The following is a 14443-nucleotide window of genomic DNA, read 5'->3' on the forward strand; positions in this document are numbered from 1 at the left end:
CGTACCCGGCTAGCTCCGGCGCCTGGGGGACTTTCGCCGCGGTGGCTCGGCGGCGGGTTGTTCCGGCGCGCTCAGACCGGTCAGCTTGCCGAGCAGGGCGACGCCGGGCACCTTCGCCAATCGGCCGAGCACGTCCTCGCCGAGCGAGATCATCGCTTCCAGCCTGGGCAGCAGCCGGTCGTAGGCCGCGAACGCCGGATCGGCCAGGGCCAAGGTGCGATCGAGCCGATCGATGGTGGAGTTGAGCCGCTCGATCGCGGTCGAGAGGTTCTCGACCAGGCCGGGCAGTTGCGCGGCCAGCTGGGCCGACGCGGGCGGCAGCCGCACCGCCGTGTCGAACGCCGACGTCGCGGTCAACTGGGCGGCTTCCAGCGCTTGCCCCGCGGCCGTCTGTGCCGCTTCGACCGCGGCCTGTGCGGCGGCCAGCACGTCGGCGGGGCCGGGCACCCGCCCACCGGGCAACTTCGGGGTCGGGGGCTTACGACCCGGGCGCTTCGGGTTCGTCATGAGACCACTGTGCCGCACGCCCCGCCGAAGGACGTCCCCTCGCGAGTTCGGCGTGTCGGAGGGTCGTGGCATAGTTCGAGCACAATGAATCTCAGCAAGGGCGCGAACGCAGCGGTACCGACATCTCTTCTAGCCGTGGTTGTTTCATGGCGATCGGAGCACTCGGTGGACGCGCACGCCTTGCTGCTGGACGCGTCGGGCTCGGTTCGCTCCGACCGCGACCTCGTGTTCTACAACGCACCGCGGCACGTCTCCCAGGCGGTCACCCTCGACCAGGAACCGGCGCCGGGCACCGCGCGGCTGAGCGTGTCGCTGCCGCGCACCGAAGCGGACGTCGATCGCATCGTCGTCTCCGGCTCGGTGGACGGGGGCACCTTCGGCGACATCCACGGACTGACCGTCGCCGTGCACTCCGTCGACGGGGCGGTCGTGACGTACGAGATCGATGACGCGGACGCGGTGCCCGCGCTGATGTTCGGCGAGTTCTACCGCCGCGACGGGCAGTGGCGGTTCCGCGCCATCGGCCAGGGCTGGTCGAGTGGACTGGCCGGGTTGATCAGCGAATTCGGCGTCCAGGTCGACGATCCCTCGGCGCCGGCCCGCACCACGCATCCCACCAACCCGTTCCGGGTGCACCGATCGGCCACACCTGCGCGGGAACGACTTCCGGACCGATCCGCGAGCGGGACCGAGTCCGGCCTCGATTCCGCCAACCGGTTCGACCGCCATGCCCGGCACATCCCGCACGGGGCGTTCCAGGCTCGCAGGAACGGGGATTCCGCCGCGGCCGAGCGAACGGACGCACCGAACGGCGCCGCCGAACGTGGTCCGGTGCAACGCATCGGCGAGCAGCACGGCCAGGCCGAGAACTCACCCGGGCGGTTCGACGGGCCGCTCCCCGGCCCCGACACACCCGTTCGGCCACGCACCGAGGTGCTCGACCGCGTGGACACCGCTCCCCTGCCGCACACTCACCGTACGGTCGACCTCAACCGGTACACCCCCGAAACCGCACCATCAGCTCCCCCGCCACCGCCCAACCCCGAACACGCGGACTGGCACCCTGATCCGGAATATCCGCAGCGCATGCGCTGGTGGGACGGCGCCGATTGGACCGAGGACCGGTATCTGCCCCACCCCGCAGGCGGCAGGCACTGCTCTCGTTGCGGAAACCCGCTCCGCCGCAAGCTGTTCGGCGGGCTGGCCCCGTGCCAGCGGTGTGCACAGGAGATCGAGGAATACCTCATCCATTGGCACACACGGGCATGGCGGGTGCTCACCGCCCATGGGCCGCGTGGCCCCGAGTGGGCGGCATTGTGGGCATCGTTGCGCTACCAGCGCATCGAGGCCGATGCGGGGCGCACGGCCTTGCGCGAGGTCGGCCTCAGCTATGTGGAGCGGCTGGTCACCTTCGCCTTCGCCGACGCCGAAGTCCACCACGCGGAGCTGGAGCTGTTCGAACAGGCGGTCACCGAACTCGGGCTCGGCGGACCACTGATCGAGGACCTGCGCCGGCGGATGCATCGCGGGAACACCCTCTACCGGCTGCGCACCGGCGATCTGCCGGTCGTCCGCACGCCCGGCCTGCATCTGGACCCCGAGGAGACGGTGCACCTCGACCTGCCCGCGACGCACGTGCGCCAGCTCGCCCGCGGCCCGAAGCTCACCGAGGGCAGGCTGATCGGCAGCAACAAGAAGCTGCGTTTCGTCGGTGCCGACACCGGCATCGAGATGCCGTGGTCGCGCGTGGTGTCCGTGCACACGGAGCAGGGAGTGGTGGTGCTCGCGGCCACCTCCGCGCGCGGGGGCGCGACGTTCGCCGTCGACGATCCGGACTATGTCTCGGCCGCGCTGGAAGGCGCGCTGCGCGTGGCCAAACGTCTCGTCCTCAATCCCGGCCAGCGTGACACGCGCAGCATCCCGCAAGAGGTGAAGGCGCAGGTGTGGCAGCGCGACGGCGGCCGGTGCGTCGAATGCGGCGACGGGCACTACCTGGAGTTCGACCACGTCATCCCGCTCAGCCGCGGCGGTGCGACCAGCGCGGCGAACCTCCAGATCCTGTGCCGGGCGTGCAACCGCGCGAAGGGGGCTCGCATCTAGCGCGAGCGCCGGGATCAGTCGGGCAGCAGGCCCGCCGTGCGCCCCAGGTCGGCCAGCATCGCGTCGAACAGGATCTCCGGCTTGTCCAGCGGGATCGGGTAGTTCCCGAACACCTCGAGCGTGACGTGCCCGTAGAGCCGCGCCCAGATCTGGATCATCAGATACGTCACCCCGAGATCCAGCTTCTCGGCGGGGAATTTCTGGCTCGACTCCGACAGCGCGGCCAGCAGTTCGGTCTGGAAGTGCACCAGATCCTCGCGCAACTCCGGCGGGATGACGTCGGTGGAGGGCGTGACGATGTCGTAGTTCGCCAGCAGCCTGCCCGCCGCGGCCAGGAAGATCCGGCCGAAGGGCTCGTCGAAGCGGCGCAGCGCGCGGGCCTGCCCGGCGCCGGGCGAGGCGAACACCAGGGTGAACTCCCTGGTGTGCGTCAGCGCCCAGCGCCGGAAGCCACGGCAGATGGCGAAGAACTGCACGGCGCCGTCGTCGGGCAGCGTGGCGATCTCGGCGGTCAGTTCCGCCGCCAGGTCGGCGCAGAAGTCCAGCCGCAGTTGCTCCAGCAGGTCTTCCAGCGAGTCGTAGTACCGGTACAGCGCGGGCGCGGTGACACCGAGTTCCCGCGCGATGGCGCGCAAGCTGACCGCATCGGGCCCGCGTTCGACCAGCAGCGCGCTGGCGACCCGCCGGATGTCGGTGTCGGTCACCACCGGCGCACGACCCCGTGGTTTGGACTGTTGCACCGTTCGATTCAAGCGTATTCGACTTCCCAGCGCTTGATCCCGTTCAGCCAGCCCGACCGCAGCCGCACCGGATCGGCCACCTGCCGCAGGTTGGGCATCACCTCGGCGATGGCGTTGAACATCAGATCGATCTGCAGCCGGGCCAGGTTCGCGCCGACGCAGTAGTGCGTGCCGGTGCCGCCGAAACCGACGTGCGGGTTCGGGTCGCGCAGCACGTCGAAGGTGAACGGATCCGCGAAGGCCTCCTCGTCGAAATTGGCCGAACTGTAGAACAATCCGAGCCGCTGGCCCTGCTTGATCTCCTGACCGCCGAGCACGGTGTCCTGGGTCGCGGTGCGCTGGAACGCGGTGACCGGGGTAGCCCACCGGACGATCTCGTCGGGTGCGGTGCGCGGGCGCTGCTGCCGGTAGATCTCCCACTGTTCCGGGTGGTCCACGAACGCCTTCATGCCGTGGGTGATCGAGTTGCGGGTGGTCTCGTTGCCCGCCACCGACAGCAGGATGACGAAGAAGGCGAACTCGTCCGAGCCGAGGTGCTCGCCGTCGATGTCGGCGTTGACCAGCTGGGTCACGATGTCCTCGGCGGGGCAGGCGCGCCGCTGCTCGGCCATGTTCCAGGCGTATCCCATCACCTCGGCGGTCGCGGCCTGGTGGTCGCCTTCGAACTCCGGGTCGTCGTAGGAGATCATCTGGTTGGACCAGTCGAAGATCTTCTTCCGGTCTTCCTGCGGAATGCCCAGCAGCTCGGCGATGGCCTGCAACGGCAGTTCACAGGCGACCTGCTCGACGAAGTCGCCGCTACCGGACTTCTTGGCCTCGTGCACGATCCGCGCCGCGCGTTCGGTGAGCGCGGCGCGCAGGCTTTCCACCGCCCTCGGGGTGAAGCCCTTGGAGATGATGCGGCGGGTCTTGGTGTGCTTGGGCGGGTCGAGGTTGAGCAGCAGCATGTCGCCGAGCATGTCGATCTGCTCGCGGGTGGTCTCTTCGTTGAACCGGATGATCGCGGTGTTCTGGTGCGAGGAGAACACCTCGGGATTCTTCGAGATCTCCTTGATGTGCGCGAGCTTGGAGACGACCCAGTACCCGCCGTCGTCGAAGCCGCTGGCCCGATCGGGTTGCGCGCACCACCACACCGGTGCGGTGCGGCGCAGTTCGGCGAACTCCGCGATGGGCAGGCGGGAGGCGAGCAGGTCGGGGTCGGTGAAATCGAATCCCGTCGGGATCGAGGGCGTGGTCACGGTCATGGCTAACTCCTACGGTCTGGGCGCAGACCTCACAACGACGTCGGGCACACGGTCAAGGGAGATGCAACCACAGAACCACCCTTCGTGAACAGCGTTTAGTAAAACCCGTTTACTTTTTTGCCCGCCCATAGGCGCGACCGGTCGGTTCGCGCAGGTGACCGATATCGGCCAATACCCCGGTTCGCCTGGACAGCGGCTGACGGACTGCCTGTAATGAGAACTCAGCCCACACCCCGGCCGGAGGTCCCATGCCCAGTCTCTACGACCACGTCGGCGGCGACGAGGTGCTGCATCGCGTCGAAGCGGCGTTCTACGACAAGGCGCTCACCGATCCGGTGCTGAAGACGTTGTTCACCGAGCGACTGCCGCAGCACGTCGACCGTCTCACCTGGTTCACCGCCGAATCCTTCGGTGGTCCGGATCGTTTCACCCGGGAACTCGGGTTCGAATACATCATCGCGGTGCACCGTAACCTGCGGATCACCGATGAGCAGCGAGAACGCTTCGTCGAGGTGTACATGCAGACCTTCGAGGAAGCCGGACTACTGGAGGACGATCGATTCCGCACGGCGGTCTATGCGCATGTCGCGTTCGGATCGCAGGTGGCGCAACAGAATTCGCACGCGACCAGCGACGCGGAGCTGCACCCGATCCGCGAGGTCCCCCGCTGGAGCTGGGCGGGCGACGACTAGCTCACCGCAGCGCGATCAGCGGCGGCGGTTGCCAGCGCCGCTGTAGGACAGCTTCTTTCGGGGCGAACAGCGCCAGGGTGGCCGAGAACGGGTCCGACGCCGGGATGGGCAGCCAGTTGCCCTTGGGGACGCTGGGACCAGGATCGTCGTGCTGGAGCGTGAGGTCGAGGGAGCCGTCCGGATTGAGCACCACGGGGACATGGTGACCTACCGAGTAGATCTCGGCCGGATTGGCCACCAGATAGTCCGCGGCATCGTAGACGGCCAACGACCAGAAAGCGTCCACCGGTGGCAGCTCGCCCGGCGTGAAGTGCAGCCGGAAAGGGCCGGAGCCCGCGGGAACCGCCGTGAAGAGGTAGTGCGCGTCCGCGGACAAGGGGATGCCGAGAGCGCCGTACGCCGTGACGGCGCGCAGCAGATAGTCGGTGCCGAACCGGCCGGCCCCGAAATCGGCGACCCAGCCGTTGTCGTTGATCGTGTTCGGACCCAGAGTCACCGGGAGCTGTCGCTCGACGGTCTCGACCGCGGCGGTCAGTTCCTCCTCGGAGACGCCTTCGACCGCGCCGCCCGGCCGGATTCCGATCGTCGCGAAGCGCCGCATGGCGGGCTCGTCTTCGGGAGCGGGCGGATTGATCGACATCACCGCGCACATCCGGTCGAAAAACGCGCGCGCGTCCATTCCCATGACCTGATCGACCGGGCGCTGGGCGTTCGCCTGCCCGTTCGGCGGGACAGCCGGGGCAGGCTGCTCGCCCGCTTTCCAGACGCTCAGCGGGACCAGTTTCAACCCCTGCTGCAACGAGCGAACGATCGGAAGGTCGTCGTCTCCGTCGACTTGGATCCGCACGATCAGCCATACCGTCGGCGTCGGCACCGGCAGCGGAGTGAGATCGTCGGGTAGCGGGCCCGCCCAACCCGGGCCGGTCACCACGTAGGTGTACGGCGGCACAGCCGACTTCGCCTGCGGCCGACGGCTACTCGGATTGTGCACATTGTTCGTCCAGGCGTCGAGGACTTGCGCCAGCCAGAACCGGCCGCCGCCCATCATGGGGACGCTCAGCACCATCGGCTCGCTCGTCAGATCGAGCCAAGCGGTCGAGTGCAGGGTGTCGGGATCCGGCCGCACCACCTCCTTGTAGGCCGGGGTGGGCAACGACGTGTCGTGCCGGAACCGGTTGGGCGGCGTGGTCGCCTCGGCCGCCACGCGGGTGACATCCATCAGCACCAGCGGAAAGCCGAACAAGCAGGCGTCCTTGGCGACCATTCCGCCCTCGCTGGTGACGGAAAGGCGGGTGTCGGCCGAACCGTCCTCGTCCGATCCGCCGCACGCCGCCACGCCGAGGGCGGCCATCGAGGTCGCCGCCATGCCGAGCACGGCGCGCCGCGACAGCGCGGCATCGCGGTAGGTCCAGTCGCCCATGATCTTGCTCCGCCTCCGATCCGATCGGGTACCGTGCCGGATCCGCCTGGATTATAGTCGCCACCCAGAGGGAAATTGCTGGTCAGCGCGCCTACTGCGGCCACATGTCCCGCCCAGCGACCTGTTCGCCGCAGATCGCGGCGACGTGTCGCGGTCCGCTGATCGTCGATGAGCGACCGGGAACGCTTCGATGATCCCCCGCGCGCGGAGACCGGATCAGGACGCGGGCTCCAGCGGCGGCGGACGCCATCGCCCCTGGATGGCCTCCGCTTTCGGCGCATACAGGCGCAGCGTCAAGGAGAATTGACCGGACTCCGGGATGGGCAGCCAGTTCCCGGCCGGAACGGTCGGTCCCGGGTCGGTGTACTGCAGGGCGATGTCGGAGGACCCATCGGGATTGAGAACTACCGGAGCCGGGTGGCCGACGGCATAGATCCCCGCCGGATTGGACACCAGGTAACTGTCGGCGTCATAGGCGGTCAGCGACCAGAAGTCGTCGGCCGGTGGCAGCTGGCCGGGCGCGAAGTGCAGGCGGAATCGGCCCGCACCATCCCCGGCGTCCGTCGAAGCGAACAGGGTCGGATAGAACGCGTTCTCGGCCAGGCTGGCGCCGAGGGCTATCCGGGCGACGACGGCGCGCAGCAGATAGTTGGTGCCGTAGCGCCCGACGTCGGGGTCGACGAGCCAGCCGTTCTCGTTGACCGTCCGCGCCCCCAGATACACCGAAATCTGCTGTTCGGCGCTGTCCACGGCGGCGGCGAGATCGATGTCCGAGACGCCCTCGACCGCGCCGCCCGGCCGGATTCCGATCTCCGCGAAACGCCGCATGGCCGGTGCGTCCTCGGCCGCAGGCGGATTGACCGACATCAACTGGCACATCCGATCGAAGAACACGCCCGCGTCCATCTCCGCGACCCGCTCCGGCGGCGGCTGCGCGCTCGCCCGCCCACGCCGCGCGGCGGGCGCGGGCGGCTCGGTACCGGCGATCCACGCGCTCAACGGAACCAGCTTCACCTCCTGCTGCAGGGAGCGGACCACCGGCAGATCGTTCTCGCCGTCGACCTGGATCCGGACGATCAGCCACACCGTCGGCGTCGGCACCGGCAGCGCGGCGAGACCGTCCGGCAGCGCGCCCGACCAGCCCGGACCGGTCACCGCGTACGACAGGGCAGCCGACGTCGCCTCCGGCCGGACGCTGCCCAGGTTGCGCACGTTGTTCGTCCAGGCATCCAGCACTTGCACCAGCCAGAACCGGCCGCTGTCCAGCACGGGGACGCTCAGCACCATCGGCTCGCTCGTCAGATCGAGCCAAGCGGTCGAACGCAGCGTGTCCCGGTCCAGTCGCACCACCTCTCGCTGCGCCGGAGTGGGCAACGACGCCGCGTGCTCGAACCGGTTGACGGGGGTGGTCTCCTCCGCCGCCGTGCGCGTCACGTCCATCAACACGAGCGGATAACCGAACTCGTAGGCGTCCTTGGCGATCGTGGCGGCGTCGCCGGGAACGGAGCCAGGGGTGGAGTCCTCGTCGTCGGAGCCGCCGCAGGCCGACAACCCGAACGCGGCCATCGACGTCGCCGCGATGCCGAACGCGGTGCGCCGCGACACCGTGACCTTGCCGTAGGGCCTGTCGTTCATGATCCTGCTCCGCCTCCGATCATATCGGGCACCGCGAGATCCGTACCGGAGTATAGCCACACTCCGCGACGAAATTGCAGGTCAAGGAGGCAATCGCAGGACCTCCGACCGGTTCCGGTCGGCGCCTCGGCCGCGGACAGGGCTCGCCCGGCATCGCGACCGAGTTCTCTCGGCGGCCCACGGCGATCCGTTCGTGGCACACTCGTCGTCGCCGACGAAACGAGCCCGAGGGATCGCCGCACGGCCCCCGCGCTCAGAACTCCAGAACGGTGTTCATGATGGTGCCCGCACTGGTGGCGACCACCCCGCCGAGCATCGCCCCCGCGATCATCTTCGGCGACTGCAACCCGCCGCCGCTCCACTTCTCCCAGGCGAATCTGCCGCCCGCGTAGATGATGCTGACGATGCCGGACGCCAGTGCGAACCAGGTGAGGTACCGCACGAACTGTAAGAGCTTGTCCGCCAAAGGCGGCGCCTCCGGGGTCGGATTGCCGATCTGCGCCAACGTCGTGAACGAATCGCCGACCGACGCCAGAATGATGCTCACCGTCTACTCCCTCTACGCTCGAATACAACCCTGCCGCCGACCAGCCGCTTTGCGAAAACTGTTCGACCACCGATGAATTCGGCCACGCACCAGGATACGGGCACGGACCGCGGGGCGGTGTGCTCTGCCCGGAACGCCCGCGACCGGCCGCGGAACCAGCAGGGGGATCACGCCGGATCACCCGCGAGCAGTCGTCGGCGGATCCGGCGATACGCGACGGCAAGTTCTCGACCGCCGCGCGTCATCGATGATCCCGAGGTTCGCCTACCCCGGCAAGGCAACGCGAAACGCGAACTTCACTGCGCTACATGGACCTGACTGCATCGCGGCGAGCGAACGGATACGATCTCCTCAGCGAATCCCTTGCCCCTGTCCCGAATCCAGAATGAGCGAACGACGATGATACTGGCCGCCGCTTACGACACCTTGGCGCAGATCGGCAACCCCACACCAGAAGCACCGCCGATCTCCGACAAGTTCCTCCAACTGGTCCGCTACCTGACGTGGTTCGTGCTCCTGTCGGGCATCTGCGGCATCATCTACGCCGGTGGCCGCTTCGCCTGGGAGAAGTGGACCGGCGGCGGGCTCGAGTCGCCGAAGATGGTGGCGGGAGCCATGATCGGCGGGGTGATCGCCACCAGTGCGGGCACCATCATGAACGCTGTCATCGGCTGATTCGAGGCGCGCCGAACCCCACCCCATAGCTGTTCGCTATGACATGCGGGGTGCTGGGCAGTGGGCAGGGCAGCTCTGCGCTGTTCGCCGCGAGGCCGCCGATGCGCACTCTCGCGGGTCAGCGCAGGATGCCCGCGGCGCGCGCGGCGCGCAGCCAGTCCGGGAACTCGCCCAGCAGACGCGCGTAGAGCTGCCCGTCGTCGACCTGATCGATGTCGTCCAGGGCGAAGAATCCCGCGTTGTCGACCGCCCGGTCCGACAGCTCGTCCAGGGTGCGCAACAGGCCGTAGTTGGCCCGGCCGAGACCGACGAACTGCCAGAAGGCAGGCAGCTGCGAGGCTTCGCGCATGAGCGCCGCGATCTCGCGTTTCTTGGCGAAGCCGCCGTCGGTGAAGAACAACACGAGGGTGGGGCGGCCGCCCGGGCGCAACGAGTCGATGACGTCGCGCATGATCGGCAGTTCGTCGTTGCGGCCGCCGAGCCGGTCGTAGTCGATGCCCGCGTGGGTACCGGTGAGATGCAGGAAGGTTCGTGTCCACTCGTCGCCGCGCTCGACGGTGATGTCGGGCAGCTTGGCGAAGGAAAGCGCGTACAGGTACGCCTCCAGGGTGCCGTCGTCGTCGAGCTGGGTGGCCACCGGAATCATCCGCTGCACGACGCGGTGCACCACCTTGTCGTGGTACTGCCGCTTCATGCTGCCGGTCTTGTCGATGACGAGCACGACGCGGGCGCGGATCCCGAAAGCGTCCTTGTCGATGAGGACTTTCGCGACCGCGCGCTTGCGCAGGTCCAGCTTCGCGCGCTTGTCGAACGAGAGCTTCGCCTCGCCGGGGACAGTGAAGACATCCGCTGTCGGAATGACCATGGCCTGCGGGTCCGGCGCGGCCGGGTGCGCTGACGGGGCCTCGCCTCGGACCGGCTCGTCGTCGACGCTCACGCCGTGATCGGTGACCAACGCGGCGAAGCCGCCCGCGTAACCTTGCCCGACCGCACGCACCTTCCATACGCCCTGGCGGCGATACAGTTCGAGCGCGATCACCACGGATTCGCTACCCAGGCCCTCGATGCGGTATTCGTACAGCACGTTTCCCGCCGCGTCGGCGACCGTGGCGACCGGCGGTGCGAACCGGCCGAAGGTCTGCTCCGGATCGTCCAGGGTGAGCACCGCGCGCAGCTGCGCGATGTCCGCGGGCAGATCGCTCAGTGAAACCGACAGCGCGGCAGGCGTTCCCTGATCCAGCGTCACGCCCGGCGCGCGCGGCTGGTTGAAGAACACGAAGTCCGCGTCCGATCGAACGCGGCCCGCTTCGGTCACCAGCAGCGCCGACACGTCGACCGGTGCCTCGGTGCGCACCGACACCAGCACGCGGGCCACGTCCAATGCCCCGTTCTGACCTTTGATCAATGCCGCACCCACCGAGACTCCCAGCCGTCGTCACTCCGAAATCCCCACCGGGACCAGCGTAAGTCCACAATCGGGAGGATGCGGAGTCTTCGCTCCGGGCGCGTTACGCGCGGGCGGATTCCGCGGCGCCGGTGATATTGCGCGCCATCCCGCCGAAGATGGCGGCGTGGAACGGCGCGATGGATTTCCAGTACAGGTGCCCGGCCAGCCCGTGCGGCTCGAACAGCGCGCGCTGGTGGTAGGTGGCGCCGGGGCCGTCCGGCTCGACCGCGAGTTCCAGCCAGGCCCGGCCCGGCACCCGCATCTCGGCGCGCAGGCGCAGCAGCCGCGGACGCTCGAGCCGCTCCACCCGCCACCAATCCAGCGCCTCGCCTTCGTGCAGCCGGTGCGGATCGCGGCGACCGCGGCCGAGACCGGCGCCGCCCGCGAGCCGGTCGATCCACCCACGCAGCGACCAGGCCAGCGGGAACGAATACCAGCCGTGTTCGCCCCCGATGGCCTCGATCACCCGCCACAGCGTCGCCGGGTCGGCGTCGGTGTGGCGCTGCCGCACATCCCGGTACAGCGAGCCGCCCGACCACTCCGGGTCGGTGGGCAGCGGATCCGACGGCGCGCCCGGCGGGTGGGCGTCCGACCACCTGGTCGGCACGTCCAGATCACGGATCTTCCGCAGCGCCAGCGTCACCGCTCGCCGGTAACCGGTCAGGCCCGCCGGTGGATCCGGGATGAGATCGGCGATCGCGTGGTCGCGGCAGACCACGTCGTTGATCAGCGACTCCATCAGCGGCACGGCGATCGCGCGCGGCACCGGGGTCACCAGATTCACCCACTGCGCCGACAACCACGGCGTCAGCACCGGCACCGGCACGATCAGCCGCCGCGGCAGCTGCGCCACTTCGGCGTAGCCGCGCATCATCTGCAGGTAGGTCAGCACGTCCGGACCGCCGATGTCGAAGGCCCCGCCTGCGCCTTCGGGCAGCGTCGCCGCCTCGGTCAGGTAATACAGCACGTCACGCACCGCGATCGGCTGGATCCGGTTGCGCACCCAGCGCGGTGTGACCATCATCGGCAACCGCTCGGTCAGGTAGCGCAGCATCTCGAAACTCGCCGAGCCGGAGCCGATGATCACCGCGGCCTGCAGCACCAGGGCGGGCACCGCGCCCGCCCGCAGGATCTCGCCCACCTCGGCCCGGGAGGCCAGGTGGCGCGACAACCGCTGCGCACCCGGGATGATGCCGCCCAGATAGACGATTCTGGTCAGGCCTGCCTCGGCCGCCTCGGCGGCGACCAGCGTGGCCGCCTCCCGGTCGACGGTGTCGAAGTCGGCGCGGGTCAGCGAATGGATCAGGTAGTACAGCACGTCCTGTCCGGCCAGCGCGGCGCGCACGTCGGCGACGGAGGTCACGTCACCGGTGAGCACCTCGACGCGATCGCGCCACGGCGCCTCGGCGAGCTTGCCCGGCGTGCGAGCCAGCACCCGGACCGTGTGACCGGCGCGCAGCAACTCCGGTACCAGTCGTCCGCCGATGTAGCCGGTCGCACCGAACACCACACATCGCACGACAACCACCCTTCCGATGACCTGCTCCGGTGATGACCCGGGGCCGCCGGGTCAAACAGCGTCCCGCTCGCGCGACCGGCCGTGGGCCCTGACCGATCCGCCACCGCGTGCCAGACTGGGCCGGTGAGCGAACGTAGCAAAAGCCACGGACCGGACAAGCCCACCTTGCGGGATCGCGGCGACGTCATCGGTGTGGGCCTGCTGTGGCTGGCCAAGTGGGCGCTGTGCATCGTCGCCATCGCGGCAGGCGCGTGGGTGCTCGGATTCCTGGTCGCCCGGCTGTGGGTGGTGATCCTGCCGGTGGCGCTGGCGATCGTGATCGCCACGGTGCTGTGGCCGCCGGTGCGCTGGATGACCTCGCACGGCCTGCCGCCCGCCGCGGCCGCCTCGATCGCGGTGGTCGGTTTGATCGGTGTACTGGCCGGTGTCATCGCGCTGATCGTGCCGTCGGTCGTGGACCAGGCGCCGGAACTGGCCGACAAGGCGGGCGCGGGCGTCGAACAGGTGCGCGACTGGTTACAGGGTCCGCCGCTGAGAATTCGTGACGAGCAACTGGATTCGGCCGTGGACGCGATCGTCTCCCGGTTGCAGTCGAGTTCGGAGCAGATCGCGACCGGCGTGTTCAGCGGCGTGTCCACCGCGACCTCGGTGCTGATCACGCTGTTCCTGGTGCTGGTGCTGGTGTTCTTCTTCGTCAAGGACGGACCGCGTTTCCTGCCCTGGCTGCACAGCGTTTCGGGCAGCCGCAGCGGCAAGCACCTGGAGGAGGTGCTCAGCCGGGTCTGGGTCGTGCTCGGCGGGTTCATCCGCACCCAGGCGCTGGTCAGCCTGGTCGACGCGGTACTCATCGGCGCGGGCCTGGTCATCCTCGGGGTGCCGCTGGCACTGGTCCTGGCGGTGGTCACCTTCCTCGGCGGATTCGTCCCGATGGTCGGCGCGTTCGTCGCGGGTGCGCTCGCGGTGCTGGTGGCGTTGGTGGGCAACGGCTTCGTGACCGCCCTGATCGTGCTGGGCATCGTCGTCGCCGTGCAGCAGCTGGAGGGCAATGTGCTGCAACCGGTGTTGCAGAGCCGCAGCATGCAGCTGCACGCGGTCATCGTCCTGCTGGCGGTCACCGCCGGCGGCTCGCTGTACGGGATCGTCGGCGCGTTCCTGGCGGTCCCCGTGGTCGCGATGGCCGCGGTCGTCCTGCGCTACGTCGGCGAGCAGATCGATGCGGCCACCACCTCGCTTACGGAACCGGAAACCGAGCCGGAGACCGCGGACTGACCGCACCGCGCGAAAAGCCGCGCACCATTGTTGCATTCAGTCCGAATGTAACTATCGCCGTCACCCGCTGCGGTTCCTAGCGTCAGTGGACATGACAACTGATCTGAGCACCCCGCTCAACGACATCGCCGACGCCACCGCACGGGCCGTGGCGGACGACCCGGCGAACGCGCTGGTGGTGTTCCGTGCCTCCGGAACTCCGGAGGGAACGGTGGGCAGCACGATCAGCCTCGGCAAGCACACCGTGCGCGTGGACGAGCCGCCCGCGCTCGGCGGCGCGGACACCGCGCCCAATCCGGTCGAGGTGTATCTGGCGTCGCTCATCGCCTGCCAAGTGGTGACCTACCGGTTCTGGGCCCAGCGCCTCGGCATCACGATCGACGATCTCGCGGTGAGCGCCGAAGGTGATCTCGACGTGCGCGGGTTCTTCGGCTTGGATGACAACGTCCGCGCCGGGTTCGAAGCGGTGCGGGTGACCGTGCGCATCAGCGGACCCGACACCGAGCAGCGCTACGCCGAACTTCAGCAGGCCGTCGACGCGCACTGCCCCGTGCTGGATCTCACCACCGGACGCACTCCGGTCGATACCACCCTGATCACCGATTAGCCGCTGCCCCAACCCGATCGCCCATCACAAGGAGGACCACC

Annotated in this window: 13 protein-coding genes; 5 read left to right on the top strand and 8 right to left on the bottom strand. The window is 68.8% G+C overall.

Going from position 1 to position 14443, the window contains the following annotated elements; genetic code table 11:
* Window positions 1-9 precede the first annotated feature (9 nt).
* On the bottom strand, window positions 10-507 hold the full coding sequence (locus LTT66_RS03445; protein ID WP_181720637.1) for a hypothetical protein: 498 nt from the start codon (window positions 505-507) through the stop codon (window positions 10-12).
* Window positions 508-591: 84 nt separating this feature from the next.
* On the opposite strand from LTT66_RS03445, the gene LTT66_RS03450 reads away from it, so the two are divergent.
* The gene (locus tag LTT66_RS03450; protein ID WP_233063712.1) at window positions 592-2607 is read left to right on the top strand and encodes a TerD family protein; all 2016 of its coding nucleotides are present in this window, start codon (window positions 592-594) and stop codon (window positions 2605-2607) included.
* Window positions 2608-2621: 14 nt separating this feature from the next.
* Here LTT66_RS03450 and LTT66_RS03455 read toward each other — a convergent pair whose 3' ends face one another.
* Window positions 2622-3347 (bottom strand): TetR/AcrR family transcriptional regulator, encoded by a 726-nt coding sequence (locus LTT66_RS03455; protein ID WP_233063713.1) that lies wholly within the window; start codon window positions 3345-3347, stop codon window positions 2622-2624.
* Between the two features lie 8 nt (window positions 3348-3355).
* Window positions 3356-4585, bottom strand: coding sequence for a cytochrome P450 (locus tag LTT66_RS03460; RefSeq protein ID WP_181720672.1), 1230 nt, complete (start codon window positions 4583-4585; stop codon window positions 3356-3358).
* Window positions 4586-4839: 254 nt separating this feature from the next.
* On the opposite strand from LTT66_RS03460, the gene LTT66_RS03465 reads away from it, so the two are divergent.
* Window positions 4840-5283, top strand: a complete 444-nt coding sequence (locus tag LTT66_RS03465) for a globin domain-containing protein (protein ID WP_233063715.1) — start codon at window positions 4840-4842, stop codon at window positions 5281-5283.
* A 1-nt stretch (window position 5284) separates the two neighbouring features.
* Here the strand turns inward: LTT66_RS03465 and LTT66_RS03470 are convergent, their stop codons facing one another.
* From LTT66_RS03470 to LTT66_RS03480, 3 genes are all read right to left on the bottom strand, one after another.
* The gene (locus LTT66_RS03470; protein ID WP_233063717.1) at window positions 5285-6703 is read right to left on the bottom strand and encodes a DUF1254 domain-containing protein; all 1419 of its coding nucleotides are present in this window, start codon (window positions 6701-6703) and stop codon (window positions 5285-5287) included.
* 216 nt (window positions 6704-6919) lie between these two features.
* Window positions 6920-8338, bottom strand: coding sequence for a DUF1254 domain-containing protein (locus LTT66_RS03475; protein WP_233063720.1), 1419 nt, complete (start codon window positions 8336-8338; stop codon window positions 6920-6922).
* Window positions 8339-8591: 253 nt separating this feature from the next.
* Complete coding sequence (locus LTT66_RS03480) at window positions 8592-8885, bottom strand: hypothetical protein (protein WP_040865713.1); 294 nt, start codon at window positions 8883-8885, stop codon at window positions 8592-8594.
* Window positions 8886-9284: 399 nt separating this feature from the next.
* Here LTT66_RS03480 and LTT66_RS03485 point away from each other — a divergent pair, with 399 nt between their 5' ends.
* Complete coding sequence (locus LTT66_RS03485) at window positions 9285-9560, top strand: hypothetical protein (protein WP_039796837.1); 276 nt, start codon at window positions 9285-9287, stop codon at window positions 9558-9560.
* Window positions 9561-9678: 118 nt separating this feature from the next.
* On the opposite strand, the gene LTT66_RS03490 is transcribed toward LTT66_RS03485, so the two are convergent.
* Together LTT66_RS03490 and LTT66_RS03495 are read right to left on the bottom strand one after the other, a co-directional pair.
* On the bottom strand, window positions 9679-10977 hold the full coding sequence (locus tag LTT66_RS03490) for a vWA domain-containing protein (protein ID WP_233063723.1): 1299 nt from the start codon (window positions 10975-10977) through the stop codon (window positions 9679-9681).
* A gap of 91 nt (window positions 10978-11068) precedes the next feature.
* Window positions 11069-12526 (bottom strand): SDR family oxidoreductase, encoded by a 1458-nt coding sequence (locus tag LTT66_RS03495; RefSeq protein ID WP_233063727.1) that lies wholly within the window; start codon window positions 12524-12526, stop codon window positions 11069-11071.
* Between the two features lie 123 nt (window positions 12527-12649).
* On the opposite strand from LTT66_RS03495, the gene LTT66_RS03500 reads away from it, so the two are divergent.
* Together LTT66_RS03500 and LTT66_RS03505 are read left to right on the top strand one after the other, a co-directional pair.
* On the top strand, window positions 12650-13795 hold the full coding sequence (locus tag LTT66_RS03500; protein ID WP_233063730.1) for an AI-2E family transporter: 1146 nt from the start codon (window positions 12650-12652) through the stop codon (window positions 13793-13795).
* Between the two features lie 91 nt (window positions 13796-13886).
* Window positions 13887-14402 carry an OsmC family protein gene (locus LTT66_RS03505; protein ID WP_233063732.1) on the top strand — a complete coding sequence of 172 codons (516 nt, stop codon included), beginning with the start codon at window positions 13887-13889 and terminating at the stop codon, window positions 14400-14402.
* Window positions 14403-14443 lie beyond the last annotated feature (41 nt).

The sequence above is a fragment of the Nocardia gipuzkoensis genome (assembly GCF_021183645.1).
Taxonomy (GTDB): Bacteria; Actinomycetota; Actinomycetes; order Mycobacteriales; family Mycobacteriaceae; genus Nocardia; species Nocardia abscessus.

Coding starts and splice junctions, on each gene's coding strand:
- LTT66_RS03450 (WP_233063712.1), top strand. CDS start 592: ATGAATCTCAGCAAGGGCGCGAACGCAGCGGTACCGACATCTCTTCTA.
- LTT66_RS03465 (WP_233063715.1), top strand. CDS start 4,840: ATGCCCAGTCTCTACGACCACGTCGGCGGCGACGAGGTGCTGCATCGC.
- LTT66_RS03505 (WP_233063732.1), top strand. CDS start 13,887: ATGACAACTGATCTGAGCACCCCGCTCAACGACATCGCCGACGCCACC.
- LTT66_RS03485 (WP_039796837.1), top strand. CDS start 9,285: ATGATACTGGCCGCCGCTTACGACACCTTGGCGCAGATCGGCAACCCC.
- LTT66_RS03445 (WP_181720637.1), bottom strand. CDS start 507: ATGACGAACCCGAAGCGCCCGGGTCGTAAGCCCCCGACCCCGAAGTTG.
- LTT66_RS03470 (WP_233063717.1), bottom strand. CDS start 6,703: ATGGGCGACTGGACCTACCGCGATGCCGCGCTGTCGCGGCGCGCCGTG.
- LTT66_RS03475 (WP_233063720.1), bottom strand. CDS start 8,338: ATGAACGACAGGCCCTACGGCAAGGTCACGGTGTCGCGGCGCACCGCG.